We start from the raw sequence: 24,531 nt of genomic DNA, 5'->3' as shown, positions 1-24,531 counted from the left end.
TTAGGGTCGGGGATTTACCTCCACGATTAATGCTCGACCTCTATCGCCAGCCTTCCACCCTGTATTCTTTCATGCCCCGGGGCGGCCGCTCTGCAATGACCGTTAGGGTGGGCACCCCGTGCCCACCACATCACCGGCGACATTGATACGTCGAGCAGTCGCGTAGGGTGGGCACCCCGTGCCCACCACATCACCGGCGACATTGATACGTCGAGCAGTCGCGTAGGGTGGGCACCCCGTGCCCACACATCACCGCGAGTTATACGTCCAGCAGCTCGACGTCGAAGATCAAGGTCGCGTTCGGCGGAATCACGCCGCCGGCGCCGCGTGCGCCATAACCGAGGCTCGCCGGGATGACCAGGCGGCGCGCACCGCCCACCTTCATGCCCTGCACGCCTTCGTCCCAGCCACGGATCACGTGGCCAGCGCCCAGCGGGAACTGGAACGGATCGTTGCGGTCCTTGCTGGAATCGAACTTGACGCCCTGGCTGCCGTCGTCGTTCTGCAGCCAGCCGGTATAGTGCACGGTCACGTAGTTGCCGGCCTTCGCTTCGGCGCCGCTGCCGACGACGGTGTCTTCATATTGCAGGCCGGAATTCGTGGTGGTGATGGACATGGGTGTTCCCTTGTTGTTCAGAGTGAAAGGCGATTGTAGTGCATGGCCTGACAATCTGCCATTGACGTCCTGTCCACTGTGTTGCGGCGGCGCGCCGCTTACGTACGATTGTGACGTCCGGCGCTACGGGCTGTTCAAGTTTCCTCGTAGAATAAAACTTTCCTTTCTCGGACCTCCGCCTGTTCCATGCTGCGCCGCTTCCGCAAGTCCCTTATCTCCGGCTTCGTATTGCTTTCGGCCATCCAGGCCGCCCAGGCAAACGTTGTCGTCGTGCTCAATTCGAAAGACGCCACTGTCCAGCTGCTCGACCAGGCGACGGGTGCCGACAACGGCACGTTCGCGGTCGGCAAGGAGCCGCACCACCTGATGGCCACGCCGGACAACAAGTCCGTGATCGTCGCGAGCTCCGCCGGCAACGAGCTGATCTTCCTCGATCCGGTCTCGGGCAAGGTGCAGCGCCGCCTGGCGGACGTGCTCGACCCGTACCAGATCGGCTTCTCGCCGGACCAGAAGTGGTTCGTGTCGGCGGCGCTGCGCCTGGACCGCGTCGACGTCTACAAATATGACGGAGGCAACCTCACGCTCAGCAAGCGCCTGCCGCTCGCGCGCATGCCCAGCCACATCGCGTTCGACGCGGCCAGCACGACGGCGTTCGTCACGCAGCAGGGCAGCGACCAGATCAGCGCCATCGACCTCAAGACGCAGACCATCAAGTGGACGCTGCCGGTGGGCAAGCTCCCGGCCGGCATCACGATGACGCCGGACGACAAATACCTGCTGGTCGGGATCATGGGCAGCGACTACGTCGAGGTGATCGACTGGCGCGCCCGGAAGACCGTCAAGCGCATCAAGACGGGCGATGGGGCCCACAACTTCCGCGCCGCCGGCGACCGCCGCCACGTGTTCGTGTCGAACCGCACGCAGAACTCGATCACCGTCATCGACCAGGTCACGCTGGAGAACGTCGGCATGATCCCCGTGCCGGGCGGTCCGGACTGCATGGAATTGACGAACGACGGCAAGACGTTGTGGGTGACGCTCCGCTGGATCAAGAAGGTGGCCGTCATCGACGTCGCCAGCCGCAAGGTGCTCAAGCTGATTCCCGTGGGGCGCTCGCCGCACGGCGTCTTCTTCGCCAATTCGGCGCCGCGGCTTTGATGGCGCATGCGTCGCACCCCGCCGTGCGGTTGCTGCCAGTGCTGCTGGCGGCCACGTCGATCGTGCAGGCCGCCGATGCGCCTGCCTGCAAGGGCACGATCTACCTGACGTTCGACACGGGCAGCCAGTCGCAGGCCGAGCTGATCGCCGACACGCTGCGCCGCCACCACATCCAGGCCACGTTCTTCCTCGCCAACGAGAAGACGGTGCGCGGCGACTGGTCGCTCGATCCGTCCTGGGCCGATTTCTGGAAGGCGCGCGTCGCGGAAGGCCATGCGTTCGGCAGCCACACGTTCGACCACGTGTATTTCCAGCGCGACGAGGCGGGTGGCCGTATCGTCGTCAAGCCGCAGTTCGGCGCGCACGCCGGCCAGCGCCTGACGTGGACGCAGCAGCAGTATTGCGACGAGCTGCGCCGCGTCGACACGCGTTTCCAGCAACTGACCGGGCGCCACCTCGACCCGATCTTCCGCACGCCCGGCGGCCACAGCTCGCCCAACATCCTGGCCGCCGCGCAGGCGTGCGGCTACCGGCACGTGGGCTGGGCGCCGGCCGGCTTCTCGGGCGACGAGACGTCCAGCGCCACGTTCCCGAACGCGCTGCTGCTGAAGCGCGCGCTGGACAACCTGAAGGACGGCGACATCTTCATGGCCCACATGGGGATCTGGTCGCGCAAGGACCCGTGGATGCCGGCGAACCTGGAGCCGCTGCTCACTGGACTCGAGCATAAAGGCTTCTGTTTCGCTACACTGAAGGCGCACCCGGATTACCGCGCGCATTGACTCCGTCACCCACAAACACATGATCCAGCACTTCCTCGATTGGTTCGCCGTCCTGCAGGGATGGCTGTTCGAGCACGCGGTGGAGCCCGCGATGTTCGCCATGGGCCTCGGCGAATACGTCGAAGACGCCTTCGACGGCGTCGAATGGTTCCTGGCCGGACTCTGCGAAGTGGCCGCGCTGTACCTCGTGCTGCGGCCGCTGGAAGCCGTCATCCCCGCACAGGCGCTGACGGACCGCCATGCGCGCCTGAACGATTTCGTCTACACGCTGATCCACCGCCTCGGCTTCTTCAGCATGGCCGTGTTCTTCACGCTCGACCCCGTCATGGACGGCATCGCCGCGGCGCTGCGCATGGAAGGCGTCCACCCGTTCAACCTCGAGAACCTGATGGCGGGTTTCCATCCGCTCGCGACCTTCCTGCTGTACCTCGTCGTGCTGGACTTCTTCGATTACTGGTTCCACCGCGGGCAGCACAAATTCCGCTGGTGGTGGGCGCTGCACAGCCTGCACCACAGCCAGCCGAACATGAATCTGTGGAGCGACGACCGTAACCACCTGCTCGACGACCTGCTGCGCGACGTCTACATGGCCGTGCTGGCACTCGCGATCGGCGTGGCGCCGAGCCAGTACGTGCTGCTCGTCTCCGTGTCGCGCGCGCTGCAGAGCCTGCAGCACGCGAACGTGCGCATCCACTTCGGCCGCCTGGGCGAACGCCTGCTCGTGTCGCCGCGCTTCCACCGCACGCACCACGCCGTCGGCATCGGCCACGAATCGCGCGGCGGCGAACTGGGCGGCTGCAATTTCGGCGTCCTGCTGCCCGTGTGGGACCAGCTCTTCGGTACCGCCAACTTCGCCGCCGGCTGGCCCGGCACGGGCGTGCGCGACCAGTTCCCGCGCACCAATCCGGACGGCACGATCCGCCCGGGACGCGACTACGGTCGCGGTTTCTGGCGCCAGCAATGGCTCGGCCTCGTGCGCCTCGTGGAAGCCGGTCGCCGGCGCGGCGCGGCATGATCCGCCCCGTCGCCATCGCCTACGGCCGCGCGCTGCGGTCGCAGTTCTCGGCGCGGATGCTGCTGCTGTCCGTCGTGCCGCTGCTGCTGTCGCTGGCCTTGTGGGGCGGCCTGTTGTACGCGGGCATGCAACCGCTGCTCGACTGGCTGCAGGCGCTGTTCGCCGACTACGGCCTGTTCGAGACGAGCGGAAGCATCCTCGCCACCTTGGGCCTGGGCTTCCTGAAGACGCTCGTGATCCCGCTCGTCGCGATGCTCGTGCTGCTGCCGCTGATGATCATTACGTCGCTGCTGTTCATCGGCGTGGGCGCGATGCCCGCGATCGCGCGCCACGTCAGCCGCGTGCAATTCCCGACGCTCGAGCGCAAGGAGGGCGGCAGCTTCCTGGGCAGCCTCGGCGTCAACCTGTCCGCCATCGTCGTGTTCGCGCTGCTGTGGCTCGTCACGTTGCCGCTGTACGCGCTGGCGCCGCTGGCGCTCGTCGTGCAGGCCGTGCTGTGGGGCTGGCTGACGGCGCGCGTGATGACGTACGACGCCCTCGCCATCCACGCGAGCCTCGACGAGCGCCGCACGATCGTGCACACGCATCGGCGCTCGCTGTTCCTGATCGGCACCGTGTCCGGCCTGCTCGGCGCCTTGCCGGGCGTGGCGTGGATCGGCGGCGCGCTGTTCTCGGTGGTGCTGTTTCCCTTCCTGGCCGTGCTGTCGATCTGGCTGTACCTCGTGATCTTCATATTCACGGGCCTGTGGTTCCAGTACTTCTGCCTGCAGGCGCTGGCCGACCTGCGCGCCGCGTCCTGAACGCAACCGTACGGCGCGGCAGCCTGCGGCGCAGTGTGGCACACTGGAGTCGAAGGAGGTGTGCATGTCCATCGGCCTCATCATCATCGGCGACGAGATCCTGTCCGGAAAGCGGCGCGACCAGCACCTGTCCAAGGTGATCGACCTGCTGCGGGAGCGCGGGCTGCGTCTGTCCTGGGCCGAGATCGTCGGCGACGAACCCGGGCGCATCACCGCGCTGCTGGTGCGCACGTTCGCCGGCCCCGACATCGTGTTTTCCTGCGGCGGCATCGGCGCGACGCCCGACGACCACACGCGACAGTGCGCGGCGGCGGCGCTGGGCGTGCCGCTCGAACTGCATCCGGAAGGGCGCACGCTGGTCGAGGCGCGCATCCGCGAGACGGCCGGGCCGGACGCCGACCTGAATGCGCCCGACAACCTGCAGCGCCTCAGGATGGCGGAATTTCCCGCAGGCGCGCAGCTGATTCCGAATCCGTACAACCGCATCCCCGGCTTCACGGTCGCCCGCCACCATTTCGTGCCCGGCTTTCCCGTGATGGCGTGGCCGATGATCGCGTGGGTGCTCGACACGCTGTATGCCGACCGCTTCCACCGCGAACCGCAGGCGGAACAGGCGCTGCTCGTGTACGGGCAGGCCGAGGCCGCGCTCACGCCGCTGATGGAAGCGCTGGAAACGCGCTATCCCGCCGTGCGCGTGTTCAGCCTGCCCAGCGTGGGCGATGCGCACACGCGGCGTCACATCGAACTGGGGGTGAAAGGCGAGCCGGAACAGGTCGCCGCGGCGTGGGCCGACATGTGCGCGGAACTGGAACGTATGGAAGTGGAAACACAGCCGTTGCGGCCCGTCGACAGTAGGGCAAACTGAGCCGTTGTTTTTTTGCGAAAATACAGGGGTGGCGCCAAAAATCTGCGTGAGCGGTTCCTGCATGTCACATTGATGTGGTGGAATGGTGTCTGTGAGCAGGGGCGATCCGGAGTGAGGTCGCCGTAGCTTTGTGAACTTTTACGACCTGGATCACTCGAACCGACCGGCAGCAAGATGGCGAGCAGGTTGACGGGATTCGCAGGCGTGTTTCAAACCGGTTGAGCCATCATGGATAGTATTCGCCGTCAACGACGGCCCCGCATCATCGCCCGCGCATTGCACCGTTTCTTTGGTAGTGCAGCGCCCGTGCAACCCTCCCTCGCCGCCGTGCCCGTCATGGCCGCCATGCAGGATGTTTCCGTCCGTACCGCGCCGACGCGCAGCGAGCCCAATCTCGAGCCCAGTCGCGACCCCGGTGCGCCCGAAGACGCCGCCGCGCCCGATCCGCAGCCCGCGAAGCCCAAGAAGCGTTGGCGCAAGACCAAGCGCACCTTCCTCGTGCTGCTCTTGCTCCTCGTGGCCGGCGCGTCCGCCGTCGGCGTGTACGAGAGCCGCACGTCGGCGCTGGAGGCACGCTTCTTCGCCGGCCTGACGAAGAAGCTCACCTACCGCGTCGAGAAGGGTCCCAGCGATGCGATCCGCTTCCCGCAGGCGAGCCCGTACGACGAGCGTCTCGGCTACTCGAACCTGCCGAACTACCTGGCCAAGCTGAAGACGCGCGACTACGTCGTCGTCGAACAGGCGCGCATGTCGCCCAAGATGCTGAAGCTGGCCGACATGGGCATCTTCGCCACGTACCACGAAAAGACGCGCGCCGGCCTCGACATCCTCGACTACAGCGGCGAGCCGCTGTTCTCCGCGCGCTTCCCCGAGCGCCTGTACGACCAGTTCGACGCGGCGCCGTCGCTGCTCGTGAAGAGCCTGCTGTTCATCGAGAACCGCGAGCTGCTCGACACGACCTATCCGAGGCGCAACCCGGCCGTCGAATGGGACCGCTTCTCGAAAGCCGTGTTCGACAAGACCGTGCATGCCGTGGGCCTGGGCGGCGCCGGCCGCGTGGCCGGCGGCAGCACGCTCGCCACGCAGATCGAGAAGTACCGCCACTCGCCGGAAGGCCGCACGGCGTCGCTGTCCGACAAGCTGCGCCAGATGGCGTCGGCCACTCTGCGTTCCTACCTGGACGGCGAGGACACGAGCAAGGCGCGCCGCCGCATCGTGCTCGAATACCTGAACACCGTGCCGCTGTCGGCCAAGCTCGGCTATGGCGAAGTGAACGGCATCGGCGACGGCATGTGGGTCTGGTACGGCCGCGACTTCGCCGACGTCAACCGCATCCTCAAGGGCAACCAGGTCACGCCGGAATACGCCCTCGTGTACAAGGAGGCCCTGTCGCTGATGATCGCGCAGCGTCGCCCCGCGTACTACCTGGGCGCCGGCGAGAAGGACCTGGAAATCCTCACGAATTCGCACCTGCGCGTGCTGGCGCAGGCCGGCGTCATCTCGCCGCAGTTGCGCGACGCGGCAGTGGCCACCGTGCTGCACCCGGCGCTCGGGTCGGGCGTGGCGCCGCCGCCGGCGAACACGTTCGTCACGCGCAAGGCCGCCAACGCCGTGCGCAATCACCTCGCGAACCTGCTGGGCGACTCGCGCCTGTACAACCTCGACCGCCTCGACCTGTCTGTCGTGACCACGCTCAACGCCGACGCACAGAAGGCCGTAACGGCCACGCTGCGCAAGCTGACGGACAACGCTGCCGCGGCCGAAGCCGGCCTGACGGGCAAGGGCATGCTGGGCAACGGCGATCCGTCGAAGGTCGTGTACAGCTTCACGCTGATGGAGCGGGGCGACAAGGTGAACTACCTGCGCGTCCAGACCGACAACTACGACCAGCCGCTCGACATCAACGAGGGCGCCAAGCTCGACCTCGGCTCGACGGCGAAGCTGCGTACGCTGACGACCTATCTCGACATCGTCGACCAGCTGCACCAGCGCTACGAGCCGATGAGCAAGGCGGAGTTGGCGAAGGTCCGCATCGATCCGAAAGACCGCCTGTCGCAGTGGGCCGTCGAGTACTTCCAGGCCCTGCCGGAAGGCGCCGACCGTGGCCTCGTGCCGATGCTGGGCGCGGCGATGGAGCGCAAGTACTCGGGTAATCCGGGCGAGGCGTTCTTCACGGGCGGCGGCGTGCACATCTTCGGCAACTTCAGCAAGCTGGACGACAGCCGCATCCTCACCGTGCAGGAAGCGTTGCAGCACTCGACGAACCTCGTGTTCGTGCGCCTGATGCGCGACGTCGTGCGCTACTACATGTTCCAGTCGCCCGGCTCGTCCGCGCAGCTGCTGGCCGACGCCGACGATCCGCGCCGCGCCGAATACCTGTCGCGCTTCGCCGACCGCGAAGGCAAGGACTTCCTGGCCCGCTTCTGGAACAAGTACCGCGGCAAGAACTGGGACGAGGTCCAGACGGCGCTGATGCAGGGCGTGCGCATCAAGGCGTCGAAGATCGCCGCCGTGCACCGCACGATCTACCCGGATGCGTCGCCGGCCGAGTTCGCCAAGTTCGTCCACACTTACCTGCCGGCCGAGGCCGAAGTCGACGACGAGCACATCGCCAAGATGTACGACCAGTACTCGGTCGCCAACATGTCGCTGGCCGACCGGGGCTATGTCGCGTCCGTGCACCCGCTCGAGCTGTGGCTCGTCGGCTATCTGCGCACCCATCCGAAAGCGGGCTGGGACGAGGTCGCCGGCGCGTCGACGAAGGAACGCCAGGAAGTGTATTCATGGCTGTTCAAGACGCACCGCAAGCACGCGCAGGACAAGCGGATCGCCGGCCTGATCGAGGTCGAGGCCTTCCTCAAGATCCACGCGCAGTGGAAGAAGATGGGCTATCCGTTCGACTCGCTCGTGCCGTCGTACGCGACCACGCTGGGCGCGTCGGCCGACCGTCCGATCGCGTTGGCCGAGCTGATGGGCATCCTCGTGAACGGCGGCGTCCGCAAGCCCACGCAGCGCATCGATTCGCTGCACTTCGCCAAGGACACGCCGTACGAGACGCTCGTCAAGCGCGGCGACGCGGAGAAGAGCGAGCGGGTGCTGAACGCCGACGTGGCGCGCGCCGTCGTCAACGCCATCCGCGGCGTCGTGCAGGACGGCACCGCGAAGCGCGCCAAGACGGCGTTCGTCAAGGACGACGGCAGCGTGATCGCGCTGGGCGGCAAGACGGGTACCGGCGACCAGCGCTTCGACGTGTTCGGCGCCGGCCACCGCCTGATCGAATCGCGCTACGTGAACCGTTCGGCCACGTTCGTCTTCAACATCGGCGAGCGCTTCTTCGGCAGCATGACGGCGTACGTCCACGGTCCGGACTCGGCCCACTACGACTTCACGAGCGCGCTGCCCGTGCAGTTGCTCGTGAAGCTGGCGCCGAGCCTGATGCCGATGATCGCGCACCAGGACACCGTGACGATCCCCGGCCTGCACGTCGAACGTGCGGCGCCCGCGCCGGCCGGGCCGACGGATGCCGTCGCCCGGGATACCGAGCAGGCCGCGCCGGCCGATGCCGCGCCGGCGGATGCCAAGGCGCCGGCCGTCAGGGCCGCTGCCGAACCGGCCGTGAAACCGGCGGCGAAGGCCGCCACGGAATCCGCCGCTAAGCCGGCCGCAAAATCTGCCGAGAAACCCGCCGCGAAAGGGGCCGCCGAGACCGCGCACGCCGCGCCGCGCAAGCCTGCGGCCGACGAGCATCCCGCCGCCAAGCCTCCGGTCGCTCGCAAGGCCGACGGTGAAGGGCAGCCGAAGCCGGTCGCCCGCAAGCTGGACGCCGACGCCCAGCCGAAGGCAAAGCCGGCGCCACACAAGCCGGCCGTGAAAGCCGACGCCGACGCGGAGTCGCCGCCGCCGAAGGCCCAGCACGCGAAGCCGCCCGCCGTCGAAGAAGTGCTGCAGTGAGCGCGGGCCGGCCTGATCGAAGCGGAGCCGCATGAGGCGGCTCCCACTGCGTAAATTCAGCCTCGTCTCCTTGCGCGACCTTCTCGTGGCGGTCGCGCCCACGGCCGTGCTCGTGCTGGCCGCGTGCATCGTCGCGTACATCGTCGTCGACCCCGCACCGCCGCGCCACGTCGTCCTCGCGACGGGGCAGGAGAACAGCGCCTACGAGGAATTCGGCCGCAAGTACGCCGCGAGCCTCGCGCGCGACGGCATCAAGGTCGAGCTGCAGCGGTCGCCCGGTTCGGCGGACAACCTGCAGCGCCTGATCGACGGCAAGGCCGACATCGCGTTCGTGCAAAGCGGCTCGACGAGCGAGGCGCAGGCGGAGCGCCGCGGCCTCATGTCGCTCGGCAGCCTGTTCACGGAACCCGTCTGGCTGTTCCTGCGCGAGCGCGACGCGCGCGGCCACAAGCTCGACGTGCGCAGCCTCACGCAGTTGCGCGGTCTGCGCATCAACCTCGGTCCGGAAGGGACGGGCGTGCCGAAGCTGTTCCGCCAGGTCCTCGCCGTGAACGGCCTGGAGCCGGGCCAGCTGACGATCTCCGCGCTGGAAAACACGCCCGCCACGATGGAATTGCTGGCGGGACGCATCGACGGTCTCGTGTTCAGTTCCGCGCCGGAAGCCCCGCTGATCCAGATGCTGCTGCAGACGCCGGGTATCCGGCTGTTCAACTTCCACCAGGCGGAGGCGTACACGCGCCGGTTGCCGTTCCTCACGCACGTCGTGCTGCCGCGTGGGATCGTCGACCTCGGGCGCGACATCCCGTCGCAGGACTTTCACCTCATCGCGCCGACGGCCACGCTGGTGGCGCGCGACGACCTGCACCCGGCGCTCGTCGACCTGTTCGTGAAGGCGGCGACCGAGATCCACGGCGGCACCGGATGGTTCCAGCAACAGGGGCAGTTCCCGTCGCCGCGCTACACGGAGATCCCGGTGGCGCGCGAGGCGGCGAAATACTATCGGGACGGCCCGCCGTTCCTGCAGCGCTACCTGTCGTTCTGGCTGGCGAACCTGTTCGACCGGCTGTGGGTCGTCGTCGTGGCGCTGGCCGCGCTGATCATCCCGCTGTCGAAGATCGTGCCGCCGCTGTACGTGTGGCGCATCCGCTCGCGCGTGTACCGCTGGTACGGCCAGTTGCGCGCCGTCGAGCAGGCGCTGGAAAACGCCGCGGACGAGCATCGCGACGAGGCGCGGGCCGAGCTGCTGCGCCGCCTCGACGACATCGAGCTGCGCGTCAACCACATCTCGATCCCGCTCGCCTACGCGGACGCGCTGTACGGCTTGCGCAGCCACATCAACTTCGTGCGCCAGCGCGTGCGCGCGACCCTGGGGCCGGCCGGCGACAAGGCCTGACGGCCGGGCGGATCAGGGCAGGACGATCTTCACGACGGCATTTCCCGACGCCGCATACAGCGTGCCGTCGGCCCCGACGGCGATGCCGCGCAACGTGGCGAAGCTGCCGGGCAGCCGGCCCGCACGCAACGCGGTCGCGCCGATCGTGCCGGCCGGCGTCGTCACCGTCGCATTCGTCGTGATCTTGCGGACCACGTTGGTGACGGCGTCGGCCGCGTACAGATTGCCGTCCTTGTCGGCGGCGAGCGCCGCCAGTTGCTGGAAGCGCGCCGTGCTGGCGTTGCCGTCGTCGTTGCCCGCCTGGCCCGGCGTGCCGGCGAAGCGCGACAGGCCCGTCGCGCCGGACGTGGTACGGCTGATCGTGCGCTGCAGATCGGCCACGTACGCGGTGTTGTCGTCGCGGACGGCAATGCCGCGCGCGATCATGTCGGTTGCACCCGGCAGGATGTCGACGGCGCCCTGTTCCAGGCGCGTCCAGCGGCCCGGGTTCGACAGCGGGATGCGGCGCGTGTCGACGCCGGACGTGACGACCAGGTTGCCGGCGCCGTCCGCCGCGATCCCGCCGGGGTAGAGGCGGGTATCGCCGCCGAAGTCGCCCACGGGGAACGTGACGACGGTGCTGACGGTGGCGTCCGGCGTGATCTTGCGGATCGCCGTGGCGTCCGTGACGTACAGGTTGCCGCTGCCGTCGATCGTGATCGCGGTGGGCATGCTGAAGCGCGCGCTATTGCCGTTGGCGTCGCGCGTGCCGCTCGTGCCGCGCTGGCCCGCGAAGGTGGACACCGTGCCGTCCGGCGTGATCTTGCGGATCGCGAAATTCGCCTGGTCGGCCACGTACACATTGCCGTTCGTGTCGACGGCCACGCCGCGCGGCATGTTGAAGCGGGCGAATGCGCCCTTGTTGTCGACGCTGCCGGCGGTGGCCGCGTCGCCGGCCAGCAGGGTGATGCCGGGGCTGGGGCCGCCACCACCGCCGCCGCCCGTGTCCCGCTTGGGTCCGCCAGGGCCGCACGCGCACAGCAGGGCGGCGACGGCCGCGCATGCGATGCGCACGCGCAGGCGGGATGGGACGGGTTCGATGATCATGCGGCTCTCCGGGTGAGTGCTACGGTAACGGCGGAAGGCCGCATGCTAGCACGCGCGCACCGCCCACAATCTCAGCGATTGTCACGCCGGGGGAGAACGGGGACGGCTCAGGCACCGACCCAGGGCAGACCGGCCTTGCACCAGCCGGCCACCGTCTTGCGGTGACCTTCCGCGTCGCGGTCGCCTTCGAAACCTTCCAGGATGTCGAAGGCATTCTTGTAGCCCAGCTCCGTCGCGGTGCGCGCGGCGTGGCGCGAGCGCACGCCGGAGCGGCACAGGAACAGGACGACGTCGTCCGGGCCGGCGACGTTCTGCAACTGTGTCGCGAAATCGGGATTCGGCGCACCACCGGGGTACAGCGACCATTGCACGGCGCCGTGCTGCGCGTCCGCGACGGCGGGGCGGCCCACCCAGTCGCGCTCCGCATTCGTGCGCACGTCGACCAGCTTCACGCGCGGGTCCGATTGCAGCAGCGCGAACGCTTCCTGGGGCGTGACGGCACCCGCGTACGGCTGGCCGGGCGTGCGGGCCCGGGCGTTGGCGAGAATCTCTTCGGTCGTGCTCATGTCATCTTCTCCATCTAAGCTGGGTGGACGGCGCACCGCAGCGGACCGCGGCAGGCGCCGACTCTCGCTTTTGGTGCAAACTGCATCAAGTTGGTGCATACTCAATAAATTGCACTTGTTTGGTGCGTATGCTTGAGATTGCATCAAATCCGTGCACACATACCGTGTCATTGATTTTAAGGGGCAAATTGAGTGACCTCAAAGTATCCATTATTTATTTGCTCATGGAAAAAAGCTGGCATAATTTCTGCTTAGAAGGAAACGCGCCTGTCGCACGCCCGGTTGGCGTCGACACCCCTTTTTGACTTAGGAGATACGAATGGCAAGGACCGCCGCAGATGTAATGCAGATGCTGAAGGACAACGAAGTCAAGTTCGTTGATTTGCGCTTCGCCGATACCCGCGGCAAGGAACAGCACGTGACCGTTCCCATCTCGCACTTTGACGAAGACAAGTTCGAATCCGGCCACGCATTCGACGGCTCGTCGATCGCCGGCTGGAAGGGCATCGAAGCATCGGACATGCTGCTGATCCCTGACCCGAACACCGCGAACATCGACCCGTTCTTTGAAGAGACCACCGTGTTCATGCAGTGCGACGTGATCGAACCGTCGGACGGCAAGGGCTACGACCGCGACCCGCGTTCCATCGCCAAGCGCGCCGAAGCGTACCTGAAATCGTCGGGCATCGGCGACACCGCCTACTTCGGCCCGGAACCGGAATTCTTCATTTTCGACTCCGTCCGTTGGAAAGTCGACATGTCGGGCTGCTTCGTCAAGATCGATTCGGAAGAAGCTTCCTGGTCGACCGAAAAAGAATTCGAAGGCGGCAACAGCGGCCACCGTCCGACCGTCAAGGGCGGCTACTTCCCGGTCCCGCCGGTCGACAGCTTCCAGGACATGCGTTCGGAAATCTCGCTGATCCTCGAATCGATGGGCATCCCCGTCGAAGTGCACCACCACGAAGTGGCCGGCGCCGGCCAGAACGAACTGGGCACCAAGTTCTCGACGCTGGTCGAGCGCGCCGACTGGACCCAGAACCTGAAGTACGTGATCTGGAACGTGGCCCACAGCTACGGCAAGACCGCGACCTTCATGCCGAAGCCGATGAACGGCGACAACGGCTCGGGCATGCACGTGCACCAGTCGATCTGGAAAGACGGCAAGAACCTGTTCGCAGGCGACGGCTATGCCGGCCTGTCGGAAACGGCGCTGTACTACATCGGCGGCATCATCAAGCACGCCCGCGCCCTGAACGCCATCACCAACCCGGGCACGAACTCGTACAAGCGCCTGGTGCCGGGCTATGAAGCCCCGGTCAAGCTGGCTTACTCGGCCAAGAACCGTTCGGCATCGATCCGTATCCCGCACGTGGCGAACCCGAAAGGCCGCCGCATCGAGACGCGCTTCCCGGACCCGCTGGCCAACGTCTACCTGTGCTTCGCAGCGCTGCTGATGGCCGGTCTGGACGGTATCCAGAACAAGATCCACCCGGGCGAAGCCGCAACGAAGGACCTGTACCACCTGCCGCCGGAAGAAGACAAGCTGATCCCGACGGTCTGCTCGTCGCTGGAAGAAGCACTGGATGCCCTGAACAAGGACCGCGAATTCCTGACCCGCGGCGGCGTGTTCAGCGACAGCATGATCGACGCCTACATCGACCTGAAGATGCAGGAAGTCCAGCGTCTGCGCATGGTCCCGCACCCGGCCGAATTCGACATGTACTACTCGTCGTAATCGACTGAACAATGCGTTGCGCCAAAGCATCATTGGTCGTGACGCAGTTATAACAAACGCGGGGAAAGGCAAAGCCTGACCCCGCGTTTTTTTATCGGTTGCGGTATAGTCGGCCAGGTATACATGCATGCGCGGAACGCCGCGCGGTCGAACTGATGCGAATGACAACGAGTGTGATGAAGCTGGGTGCGTTGGCGTTGCTGGCGCTCGCCGGGCTGCAGGCGCAGGCGCAGACCACGGTCTTCAAATGCGTCGAGAATGGCCGGGTCCTGTACACCGACACGGCCAGCCAGCCCAACTGCAAGGCGATCGATACGCAGGGCGCGATTTCCGCGCCGCCCCGCGCACCGGCCCCGGTCGTGACGGTGCGCCAGGGCGCAGCGCGCGTACCGGCGGCAGCCGCCGCGCCGGGCAATTTCCCGCGCGTGGACAACGCCACGCAGCGCGCGCGCGACGACGACCGGCGCGCGATCCTCCAGGACGAGTTGCGGTCCGAGGAGAAGAAACTGGCCGACCTGAAGCGCGACTTCAACAACGGCGAGCCGGAACGCCAGGGCAACGAAAAGAATTATGCGAAGTACCAGGAGCGCGTGGCCCAGATGCGCGACGACATCGGCCGCAGCGAAAAGAACATCGAGGCGCTCAAGCGCGAGCTCGCCAACATACGATAAGGACATCTCTCTGCGATGAACGGTACCCCGGATCTTCCTTCCCAGCACGACCGTTTCGCAGGCCTCGACATGCTCGCTTCCGCCGTGCTGGTGGCGGATGCGGACGGGCTGGTGCGCTACGCCAATCCCGCCGCCGAGCACCTGCTCGACATCTCCGCGAAGGCGCTGTCGCGCCAGAAGCTGGTTGCGCTGTTCACCAACGGGGAAGAACTGGGCGCCCTGTGCGAGCAGGCGATCGCCCACAAATACGCCGACCTGCGCCAGGACCTCACGTTGTTCCGTCCGGCGCGCGAGCCGCTGCACGTGCACAGCATCGTCAGCGCGGCCGGCGAGGCCGAGGTCGTGGTCGAGCTGCGCGAGAACGTGCAGCAATTGAAGCTGGACCGCGAGGAGCGCCTGCTCGACCAGAGCCTCGCCAACAAGGAACTCATCCGCAACCTCGCGCACGAGATCAAGAACCCGCTGGGCGGCATCCGCGGCGCGGCGCAGTTGCTGGAACTCGAATTGCCGGACGTGCACCTGAGTTCGCTGCGCGAATACACGCAGGTGATCATCAAGGAAGCCGACCGCCTGCAGACCCTCGTCGACCGCCTGCTGGCACCGCACCGCCGGCCGCACATCGTGGGTGACGTCAACATCCACGAGGTGTGCGAGCGCGTGCGCAGCCTCGTGCTGGCCGAGTTCCCGTCCGGGCTCGCGATCCGGCGCGACTACGATGCGTCGATCCCGGAATTCCGCGGCGACAAGGAACAGCTGATCCAGACCGTCCTCAACATCGTCCACAACGCCGCGCAGGCCCTGCGCTCGCGGATCGCGGCGGGCGACGCCGAGATCGTCCTGCGCACCCGGGTGGCGCGCCAGGTGACGTTGGCGAAGGTCCGTTACGGCCTGGCATTAGACTTGCATATCATCGACAACGGACCGGGCATCGCCCCCGATATCCGCGACCGCATCTTCTATCCGCTCGTCTCCGGGCGCGAAGGCGGCAGCGGCCTCGGACTCACGCTGGCGCAGACTTTCGTGCAGCAGCATATGGGATTGATCGAGTGCGAAAGCCGGCCTGGACTGACGGATTTCCGCATCCTGATTCCCCTGCCATAAGCAGGCGACATCGAGGGCGGCTTCGCGGTCCCCCTTGAACCTTCGCGGGAACTAGAACTACATGAAACCAATCTGGATTGTCGACGACGACGCATCGATCCGCTGGGTGCTGGAAAAGGCCCTGGCGCGCGAGAACCTCGCCACCCGGAGTTTTGCCAGCGGACGCGAAGCGCTGGTCGCTTTCGAGACGGATACGCCGCAAGTGCTGGTGTCGGACATCCGCATGCCGGGTGAATCGGGCCTGGACCTGCTGGCCGCCGTCAAGGAGCGCCATCCCGGCCTGCCGGTCATCGTCATCACCGCGTTTTCCGACCTCGACTCCGCCGTCGCCTCGTTCCAGGGCGGCGCCTTCGAATACCTGGCCAAGCCGTTCGACATCGACAAGGCCGTCGCCCTGATCCGCCGCGCCCTCGAGGAAAGCCTGCGCGACGCGAGCGTCGACATCGCGCCGTCGGAAACGCCCGAGATCCTCGGCCAGGCGCCCGCCATGCAGGAAGTCTTCCGCGCCATCGGCCGCCTGTCGCAATCGAACGTGACCGTCCTGATCACGGGCGAATCGGGCACCGGCAAGGAACTCGTCGCGCGCGCGCTGCACAAGCACAGCCCGCGCGCGCAGCAGCCGTTCATCGCGCTGAACACGGCCGCGATCCCGAAGGACTTGCTGGAATCCGAACTGTTCGGCCACGAACGCGGCGCCTTCACGGGCGCGCAGGCGATGCGGCGCGGGCGCTTCGAGCAGGCCGAGAACGGCACCCTGTTCCTGGACGAGATCGGCGACATGCCGTTCGACCTGCAGACGCGCCTGCTGCGCGTGCTGTCCGACGGCCATTTCTACCGCGTGGGCGGCCACCAGCCCGTGAAGGCCAATGTGCGCGTGATCGCGGCCACCCACCAGAACCTGGAGCAGCGCGTGCGCGACGGCCTGTTCCGCGAAGACTTGTACCACCGCCTGAACGTGATCCGCCTGCGCCTGCCCTCGTTGCGCGAGCGGCGCGAAGACATCCCCATTCTGGTGCGCCACTTCTTGGTGCAGAGTGCACGCCAATTGGGCGTCGAGACCAAGCGCATGAGCGAGGACGCGCTGCGCTTCCTCACCGGCCTGGAACTGCCGGGCAACGTCCGCCAGCTGGAAAACCTGTGCAACTGGATCACCGTGATGGCGCCGGGCCAGACGGTCGAGGTGAAGGACCTGCCGCGCGACCTGACCCAGGCCCAGCCGGCGCCGACGGGCGCGAACAGCCTGGCCGTGGGCATCAGCACGGGCGTCGGCGGTTCGTATGCGTCGACGGCGCCCGGCATCGGTGCGCTGCATGGCCTGGACGGCGCCGGCAATGGCGCGGGCAACGGTGCGCTGGCGAACGGGACCGACGGCTGGATCGGCCTGCTGGAACTGCAGGCCGCGCGCATGCTGTCGGAAGGGCAGGTCGAGGTGATGGACGTGCTGGGCCGCCAGTTCGAATCGGCGCTGATCCGCACGGCGCTGAAGCACACGCACGGGCGCAAGAACGATGCGGCGATCCGGCTCGGGATCGGGCGCAATACGATCACGCGCAAGATTGCCGAGCTCGGTATCGACGGGGCGAAAGACGAATAACGCACGCGCCGGTTGAACGCGTGGGCACAGGGTGCCCACCCTACATGATGCGGTGCGTGGAATATACGCATACCGTCTGCATCACGCTGTAGGGTGGGCTCCCCGAGCCCACGCGGATGTACGCATACCCGTGGGTATCACGCCGATGGTGTAAGCTCTGTCATCTTTGCAACAACATCCGATGACATGCTGATCAACTGTGTCGCCTACCAGGAAGGCAAGAAGCTGTCCGACATCTCCGTCGAGGCCATCAGCGACTACCTGGACAAACCCGGCTGCTTCGTCTGGGTTGCGCTGCGCGACGCCACCGACGCCGAGATGGCGCAGATGAAGGAAGAGTTCAACCTCCACGAACTCGCCGTCGAGGACGCCGCGCGCGGCCACCAGCGTCCCAAGATCGAGGAATACGGCGACTGCCTGTTCACGGTCGTGCACACGGTCGACATCGTCGATGGCGACCACCTCGTCACCGGCGAGCTGGCGATCTTCGCCGGCAAAAACTACGTGCTGTCCGTGCGGCGCGATTCCGCCAAGGGGTTCCTCGGCGTGCGCGCGCGTGCCGAGCGCGAGCCGCACCTGCTCAAGATGGGCTCCGCGTTCGTCATGTATGCGCTGATGGACGCCGTCGTCGACCGCTACTTCCCCATCGTCGACATGCTCGAATCTGAACTCGAGACCGTCGAGGACCGCATCTTCACGCACGGCGCCCAGCGCGAGAACGTCGAGCGGCTGTACCAGTTGAAGCGCCGGGGCCTCGTGCTGCGCCACGCCGTGTTCCCGCTGCTGGAAGCCATCGGCCGGCTGCACGGCGGGCGCGTGCCGCGGCTGGTGGAGGGCACCGAGGATTATTTCCGCGACGTTCACGACCACCTGATCCGCATCGGCGGCCGCATGGACGCGATCCGCGACACGATCAGCACGGCGATCCAGGTGAACCTGTCGATGGTCTCGATCGACGAGAGCGAAGTGAACAAGCGCCTGGCCGCCTGGGCCGCGATCTTCGCCGTGTTCACGGCGTTCGCCGGCGTGTGGGGCATGAATTTCAAGTACATGCCGGAACTGGAGTGGAAGTGGAGCTACCCGACGGCGCTCGCCATCATGGTCGCGGTGGGCTACTACATGTACCGCAAGTTCAAGAGGGCCGGCTGGCTCTAGTTTCCCCAAAAATGTGACAATTGGTCGTGAATCCGGCTTTTGATCGGGCCGAATACTCTATGCCAAGTGAACATTTGTTTCTAAATGTAATGTTGTATATCGACGTAATTACCTGCGTAAATATTGACCGAGGTATAATACGACGATCATTATTCGTGGTCTGTTCTGGGCCGGCGTCGAATCGCCGGCCGCTCGATAGACCTCATTAATTTACATTTGGAAGTTCAATGCTCAAGGAAACAGTTATTTCGCGTTCCGTCCGCGTGATGTTCGCGGGCGGCCTCGTGGCGGGCTCGACCCTCTTGGCGCAGGCCGCGCTGGCGCAGGACGCGCAACAGCCGATCGCCCGCGTGGAAGTGACGGGTTCGTCGATCAAGCGTGCCGACGTCGAGGGCTCGCTGCCGGTCCAGATGGTGACCCGCGACGACATCAAGCGCAGCGGCGCGACCAATACCGCCGAACTGCTCACGACGCTGACCGCGAACTCGATGGTTGGCGCGACGAACCAGGCCGAAGGCGCGGGCCTGTCGACCTACGGTGAATCGACGGCCAGCCTACGCGGCCTCGGCGCCAGCAAGACGCTGGTGCTGGTCAACGGCCGCCGTCTCGGGAACTACGCGACGGACGGCACCGCGGTCGACGTCAACTCGATCCCGCTCGCCTCGATCGACCACGTCGAAGTGCTGAAGGACGGCGCATCGGGCGTGTACGGTTCCGACGCCATCGGCGGCGTCATCAACTTCATCACCCGCAACAACTACCAGGGCGTGGAGCTGAACGGCTACGCCAGCGTCAGCCGCTACGGCGGCGGCCAGACCAAGAAGGCCAGCATCCTCGCGGGCTGGGGCGATTTCGACGCCGACCGCTACAACTTCACGGTGTCGGCCGACGTCAGCAAGGACGACGCCATCTTCGGCCGCCAGCGCAGCTATGCGCAGAACGCCTGGCGCGACGACGGCTTCCGCGATTCCAGCGCGACGCCGAGCGGCAACCTGACCACGTTCCTGCCGACCACCACCCCGAACGCGAGCGGCGTCGTCCCGAACACGCTGACCTCGACCGGTTCGGGCCTGGGCAATCCTCTGTCGCCGAACAACTGCGCCAACAACGGCAGCGGCTACGACGCGAATTTCGGCACCTGCCGGTTCAACAGCTCGCCGTACGTGAACCTCGTGCCGCAAGTGAAGCGCGCCAACGTGGGCGGCAGCTTCCGCTTCAAGCTGAACGACAACGCCGAATTCTTCACCGAAGGCTTCGTGTCGCGTAACGTGACGTTGCAGCAGGCGCAGCCTTCGCCGTACAGCAACGCCTTCCTGTCGACCGACCCGGCGTTCGCGCAGCAGAACGTGTACCCGTCGATCGTCATCGCGCCGAACAGCCCGTACTATCCGTCCGCATGGCTCGCCGCGAACGCACCGGACGTCGCCGGCCAGCCGGTCAGCGTCAGCTACCGCGCCTTCGACGGCGGCGAACGCAAGGCGGAAGACACCGCGACCAGCTCGCACCTGGTGCTCGGTTTCCGCGGCAACGTCAAGGGCTACGACTACGACGTCGCCTACACGCACAACTCGAGCGACGTGACGGAACGCACGCTGAGCGGCTACCAGAACCAGGTCGCGTTGATCAACCTGCTGAGCAACAACAACACCTTCAACCCGTTCACGCAATACCAGGACCCGGCGCTGGCAGCGAAGATCCGCGCCACGAACTACGTTGGCCCGATCATCAACGCCGTGCTGCGCAACGACGCGCTGAACGCGCGCGTGTCGGGTGAGCTGTTCCAGCTGCCGGCCGGCGCCGTGAGCTTCGCCGTGGGCGCGTCGCTGGCCGACGAGAACCTGTCCGTCAACCCGAGCACCGCGTACCAGAGCGGCGACGTGTCCGGCTACGGCTCCGCCGTGCTGCCGCTGTCGGCATCGCGCAATTCGTCGGCCGTGTTCGCCGAAACGATCATCCCGATCATCAAGCACCTGGAAGCCGACGTGGCTGTCCGCACGGACCGTTATCCGAACGCGACCGCGACGAATCCGAAGGTCAGCTTCCGCTACCAGCCGTTCTCGCAACTGCTGCTGCGCGCGTCGTACGGCAAGGGCTTCCGCGAGCCGTCGCTGCCCGAGCTGTACACGCAGCAGACGCTGGGCACCAGCGGCACGTTCACCGACCCGGTCACCAAGCAGGCCGGCCAGTTCAACGTGATGTACGGCGGTAACCCGAACCTGAAGCCGGAGAAGTCGGAGCAGGCGGCGTTTGGCGTCGTCGTCGATCCGGTCAAGGGCCTGTCGATCGCCGTCGACTACTGGAAGATCAACGTCAACAACCTCGTGACGTCGCTGGCACCGGCGTTCGTCGTCGGCCAGGCCGCGGCCGGCAATCCGCAGTACACGGGCCTCGTCGCGCGTGATTCGCTGAACAACATCACCTCGATCGTCGGCACCAACATCAACGCCGGTGGCGTGAAGACGGCCGGCATCGACGTCGATGCGCGCTGGGCCATCCTGAAGAGCCCGACCTACGGCAACTTCAACCTGCGCCTGAACGGCACCTACACGACGAAGTACGACCTCACGCTGCCGGACGGCACCGTGCAGCAGAGCGTGGCACGCACCGTCGACGCGGGCGGCAACCTGCTGAACGCCGTGTCGAACTCGGGCGCGGGTGTCGTCATGCGCTGGCGCGACCAGCTCACGCTGGACTGGAAATTCCAGAAGTGGGGCGCGTCGCTGACGAACAACTTCCAGTCGGGCTATTACGACAACGTGCGCTTCGACACGCCGTCGGAAGGACCGTTCACCGCCCAGCGCGTGGGCGCGTTCTCGACGTGGGATGCACAGGCCAGCTACGCCGGCTTCCGCAACCTGACCTTGACGGCCGGTGTGAAGAACTTGTTCAACCGCAAGCCGACGGACGTCATCACGGGCGGTTCGTACTTCCAGACGGGCTACGATCCGAGCTGGTACGACCCGCACGGCCAGACCGCTTACGTGAGCGCGAACTACAAGTTCTAAGCTCCGAGCCAGGCATTACGCGAGCGCGGACCATGAGTCGTCAGCCGCTCGCGCCAATGCGAAGGGCCGGGTTCCGTATCCACGGGGCCCGGCCCTTTTTTCGTTGGCTGTGTTCGCGGTAGTTATGTGAACTGAACCCGGTTGCAGCGGTCATACACATCGTCGAGTCAACTCATGAGGAGTGACGATGCGCGCTGTGCCATTCGACGATGTGTTCGCCCTGCTGACGGCGGCGCAGTTTTCCCCCGGCGACTTGGCCCGGCTGCGGGAATGGATAGCGGGCATCGCGCATCCGGCCGAGTGCATCGCCCTGATCGAGCAGGCCGCGCGAGGACGACCGTGCCCGCGCTGCGGTTGTCCTCGCGCCCACCGCTGCGGCCTGGCGAGCGGCCTGCAACGCTTCCGCTGCCTCGGCTGCGGGCGTAGCTATAACGCGCTGACGGGTACGCCACTCGCGAGATTAAGGAAGAAAGAACATTGGCTGGCGTACTTGCAATGCGTGCTCGAATCGCGCACCGTGCGCGAGGCGGCGCGCGTCGTCGGTGTGCACCGGACGACGAGTTTTCGCTGGCGCCATCGCTTCGTGACCGGTGCCATGCGCGATCGGCCGGTGATCCTCTCGGCGATTGTCGAGGCGGACGAGACGTATCGCCTGGAATCGCAGAAGGGATCGCGCAACATGACGCGCAAGCCGAGGAAGCGCGGCGGCGTGGCGACAAAGCGCGGCATCAGCGGTGAACTCGACTGCCTTCTCGTCGCACGCGACCGCACCGGGCAGACACTCGACTTTCACACTGGCCGTGGACAGGTGACGGTGGCGCAATTGGAAAAGTGCCTCAAACCCGTGCTGCCGGCCGACGTCCTCTTGATCAGCGATTCGGCGCTCTCGTACCGTCACTTCGCGAAGCAAGCCGGCATCACCCACGAGGCCGTGAACGCAGAGTCGGGCGTTCACGCGCGCGGCGCGATCCATATCCAGAACGTCAACGCCTGGCACAGCCGCTTCAAAGGCTGGCTGGTACGGTTTCGCGGCGTCGCGAGCCGCTACCTGATCAATTACTCGGGCTGGCAACGCGTGCTCGATGCGCGACGCCTGACGATGCCTGCGCATCTGCTGTGCGCCGCCGTTCAGCCCGGCTAAACGGGCGAGTCACCGACTAACGCGAACACAGCCTTTTCGTTGGCTGTGTGCCAGGCGTCAGCCGACCATCGCGAGGGCGACGGCCTCCGCGACGCGGATGCCGTCGATGGCGGCCGACATGATGCCGCCCGCGTAGCCGGCGCCTTCGCCCGCGGGGTACAGGCCCCGGGTGTTCAGGCTTTGCAGGCTGTCGTCGTGGCGCTTGATGCGGATCGGCGACGACGTGCGCGTCTCGACGCCCGTCAGCACGGCGTCTTCCTTGTAATAACCCTTGATCTGCTTGTCGAACGCGACGAACGCTTCGCGCATGGCGACGATCGCGTAGTCGGGCAGGGAAGGGGCGAGGTCGGTCAGGTGCACGGCCGGCTTGAACGACGGGACCACGGACCCGAATTCCTTCGACGGCACGCCACGCACGAAATCGCCCATCAGCTGGCCCGGCGCATCGTAGGTGCTCCCGCCGAGGACGAACGCGCGCGACTCCAGTTCGCGCTGGAACGCGATACCCGCGAGCGGATGGCCCGGGTAGTCGGCCGGCGTGATGCCGACGACGATCGCGCTGTTGGCATTGCGTTCCGCGCGCGAGTACTGGCTCATGCCGTTCGTGACCACGCGGCCCTCCTCGGACGACGCCGCGACGACAGTGCCGCCCGGGCACATGCAGAAGCTGTAGACACTGCGGCCGTTCGAGGCGTGGTGTACGATCTTGTAGTCGGCCGCGCCGAGGATCTCGTTGCCGGCATTCGGGCCGAAGCGGCACACGTCGATCAGCGACTGCGGGTGCTCCACGCGGAAGCCGATCGAGAACGGTTTCGCCTCGACGTACACACCGCGGTCGTACAGCATCTGGAACGTGTCGCGCGCGCTGTGGCCGACCGCCATCACGAGGTGGCGCGTGGGCAACGTTTCGCCCGTGTGCAGTTTGACGCCGACGACTTGACGCGCATTGCCTTCGCCTTCGATCAGCACGTCTTCCACGCGCGTCTGGAAGCGGATCTCGCCGCCCAGCGCGAGGATTTCGGCGCGCATCTGCTCGACCATCTTGACGAGGCGGAACGTGCCGATGTGCGGCTTGCTGACGTACAGGATTTCTTCGGGGGCGCCCGATTTCACGAACTCGTTCAGGACCTTGCGGCCATAGTGTTTCGGGTCCTTCACCTGGCTGTACAGCTTGCCGTCGGAAAAGGTGCCGGCGCCGCCTTCGCCGAATTGCACGTTCGATTCCGTGTTCAGCTTGCGCTTGCGCCAGAAGCCGAACGTGTCGACCGTGCGTTCGCGCACGATCTTGCCGCGCTCCAGCACGAGCGGCTTGAAGCCCATCTGCGCGAGGATCAGGGCGACGAACAGCCCGCACGGCCCCATGCCCACGACGACGGGACGCGGCGCATCCGGCGCCGGCAGGGCGGTCGTGACGAACTTGTACCCCGTGTCGGGCGCGGGGACCACGTGCGGATCGCGCCCCAGCCGGACCAGCACCGCCGCTTCGTCGCGCACGGTGACGTCGAGCGCGTAGATCAGGACGATGGCGCTCTTCTTGCGCGCGTCGTAGCTGCGCTTGTAGATCGTGAAGTCGATCAGGTCGTCGCCGGCGATACCAAGCCGGCCGACGATGGCGTCGCGCAGGGCGTGGTCTGGATGGTTCAGGGGCAGTTTGAGTTCGTTAATTCGCAGCATGATGAGTGGTAGGCCGCGTGCGGCGGCACCAGGCGGCGCCGTGCCGGCGGCGGCAGGTCGAGACAGGCGCCAGTATAAGGCATCGGCCACCCCGGCCGGCAGGAAAGGCGGCGGCCGCCGACCGGGCACGGGCGAACCGTTGTGTTGTAGCCGAGCAACCGATGTTGGTTGTCTCGACAACTGCCGCAGTGCCGGCTTCGCGCCGTCGGATCGGGGGATTCGA

At 66.3% G+C, this 24,531-nt stretch carries 18 protein-coding genes; 14 read left to right on the top strand and 4 right to left on the bottom strand.

The window, feature by feature from the left end:
* Positions 1 to 259: 259 nt before the first annotated feature.
* Positions 260 to 616 (bottom strand): FKBP-type peptidyl-prolyl cis-trans isomerase, encoded by a 357-nt coding sequence (locus HAV22_RS26835; RefSeq protein WP_166863646.1) that lies wholly within the window; start codon positions 614 to 616, stop codon positions 260 to 262.
* A gap of 186 nt (positions 617 to 802) precedes the next feature.
* Here HAV22_RS26835 and HAV22_RS26830 point away from each other — a divergent pair, with 186 nt between their 5' ends.
* The 7 genes from HAV22_RS26830 (at position 803) to HAV22_RS26800 (ending at position 10,580) form a co-directional block, all read left to right on the top strand.
* A complete protein-coding gene (locus tag HAV22_RS26830; protein WP_166863644.1) occupies positions 803 to 1,774 on the top strand; it encodes a YVTN family beta-propeller repeat protein in 972 nt (323 codons plus the stop codon).
* Positions 1,774 to 2,556 (top strand): polysaccharide deacetylase family protein, encoded by a 783-nt coding sequence (locus HAV22_RS26825; RefSeq protein ID WP_166863642.1) that lies wholly within the window; start codon positions 1,774 to 1,776, stop codon positions 2,554 to 2,556. Before HAV22_RS26830 ends, HAV22_RS26825 begins: the two co-directional genes overlap by 1 nt.
* Positions 2,557 to 2,575: 19 nt before the next feature.
* A complete protein-coding gene (locus tag HAV22_RS26820; RefSeq protein WP_166863640.1) occupies positions 2,576 to 3,571 on the top strand; it encodes a sterol desaturase family protein in 996 nt (331 codons plus the stop codon).
* Positions 3,568 to 4,371, top strand: a complete 804-nt coding sequence (locus HAV22_RS26815) for an EI24 domain-containing protein (RefSeq protein WP_166863637.1) — start codon at positions 3,568 to 3,570, stop codon at positions 4,369 to 4,371. Before HAV22_RS26820 ends, HAV22_RS26815 begins: the two co-directional genes overlap by 4 nt.
* A 64-nt stretch (positions 4,372 to 4,435) precedes the next feature.
* A complete protein-coding gene (locus HAV22_RS26810) occupies positions 4,436 to 5,236 on the top strand; it encodes a competence/damage-inducible protein A (protein WP_166863635.1) in 801 nt (266 codons plus the stop codon).
* Between the two features lie 228 nt (positions 5,237 to 5,464).
* Positions 5,465 to 9,187 carry a transglycosylase domain-containing protein gene (locus tag HAV22_RS26805; RefSeq protein ID WP_229421439.1) on the top strand — a complete coding sequence of 1,241 codons (3,723 nt, stop codon included), beginning with the start codon at positions 5,465 to 5,467 and terminating at the stop codon, positions 9,185 to 9,187.
* A gap of 31 nt (positions 9,188 to 9,218) precedes the next feature.
* Positions 9,219 to 10,580: a TAXI family TRAP transporter solute-binding subunit gene (locus HAV22_RS26800; protein ID WP_166863633.1), complete on the top strand. Its 1,362-nt coding sequence runs from the start codon at positions 9,219 to 9,221 to the stop codon at positions 10,578 to 10,580.
* A 12-nt stretch (positions 10,581 to 10,592) separates the two neighbouring features.
* Here the strand turns inward: HAV22_RS26800 and HAV22_RS26795 are convergent, their stop codons facing one another.
* Both HAV22_RS26795 and HAV22_RS26790 read right to left on the bottom strand, forming a co-directional pair.
* A complete protein-coding gene (locus HAV22_RS26795; protein WP_166863630.1) occupies positions 10,593 to 11,666 on the bottom strand; it encodes an NHL domain-containing protein in 1,074 nt (357 codons plus the stop codon).
* Positions 11,667 to 11,773: 107 nt separating this feature from the next.
* Complete coding sequence (locus HAV22_RS26790; protein WP_166863629.1) at positions 11,774 to 12,232, bottom strand: rhodanese-like domain-containing protein; 459 nt, start codon at positions 12,230 to 12,232, stop codon at positions 11,774 to 11,776.
* 319 nt (positions 12,233 to 12,551) lie between these two features.
* On the opposite strand from HAV22_RS26790, the gene glnA reads away from it, so the two are divergent.
* The 7 genes from glnA (at position 12,552) to HAV22_RS26755 (ending at position 22,634) form a co-directional block, all read left to right on the top strand.
* Entirely contained in the window at positions 12,552 to 13,967 is a 1,416-nt protein-coding gene (glnA, locus tag HAV22_RS26785; protein ID WP_166863627.1) for a type I glutamate--ammonia ligase, read from the top strand.
* 161 nt (positions 13,968 to 14,128) lie between these two features.
* Entirely contained in the window at positions 14,129 to 14,638 is a 510-nt protein-coding gene (locus HAV22_RS26780; RefSeq protein ID WP_166863625.1) for a DUF4124 domain-containing protein, read from the top strand.
* 15 nt (positions 14,639 to 14,653) lie between these two features.
* Positions 14,654 to 15,739, top strand: coding sequence for a nitrogen regulation protein NR(II) (glnL, locus tag HAV22_RS26775; protein WP_166863623.1), 1,086 nt, complete (start codon positions 14,654 to 14,656; stop codon positions 15,737 to 15,739).
* A 61-nt stretch (positions 15,740 to 15,800) separates the two neighbouring features.
* Entirely contained in the window at positions 15,801 to 17,333 is a 1,533-nt protein-coding gene (gene ntrC, locus HAV22_RS26770; RefSeq protein ID WP_166863621.1) for a nitrogen regulation protein NR(I), read from the top strand.
* Between the two features lie 186 nt (positions 17,334 to 17,519).
* The gene (gene corA, locus HAV22_RS26765; RefSeq protein ID WP_166863619.1) at positions 17,520 to 18,488 is read left to right on the top strand and encodes a magnesium/cobalt transporter CorA; all 969 of its coding nucleotides are present in this window, start codon (positions 17,520 to 17,522) and stop codon (positions 18,486 to 18,488) included.
* A gap of 227 nt (positions 18,489 to 18,715) precedes the next feature.
* Positions 18,716 to 21,493, top strand: a complete 2,778-nt coding sequence (locus HAV22_RS26760) for a TonB-dependent receptor (RefSeq protein WP_166863617.1) — start codon at positions 18,716 to 18,718, stop codon at positions 21,491 to 21,493.
* A 187-nt stretch (positions 21,494 to 21,680) separates the two neighbouring features.
* A complete protein-coding gene (locus HAV22_RS26755) occupies positions 21,681 to 22,634 on the top strand; it encodes an IS1595 family transposase (protein ID WP_166863615.1) in 954 nt (317 codons plus the stop codon).
* Positions 22,635 to 22,691: 57 nt separating this feature from the next.
* Here HAV22_RS26755 and HAV22_RS26750 read toward each other — a convergent pair whose 3' ends face one another.
* Positions 22,692 to 24,308 carry an NAD(P)/FAD-dependent oxidoreductase gene (locus tag HAV22_RS26750; protein WP_166863613.1) on the bottom strand — a complete coding sequence of 539 codons (1,617 nt, stop codon included), beginning with the start codon at positions 24,306 to 24,308 and terminating at the stop codon, positions 22,692 to 22,694.
* Between the last annotated feature and the right edge of the window lie 223 nt (positions 24,309 to 24,531).

It is taken from the genome of Telluria antibiotica, from assembly GCF_011682055.1.
GTDB lineage: Bacteria > Pseudomonadota > Gammaproteobacteria > Burkholderiales > Burkholderiaceae_D > Telluria > Telluria antibiotica.
Note: the sequence above shows the minus strand (reverse complement) of the source record. Positions and strands in the feature narration are given on the sequence as shown.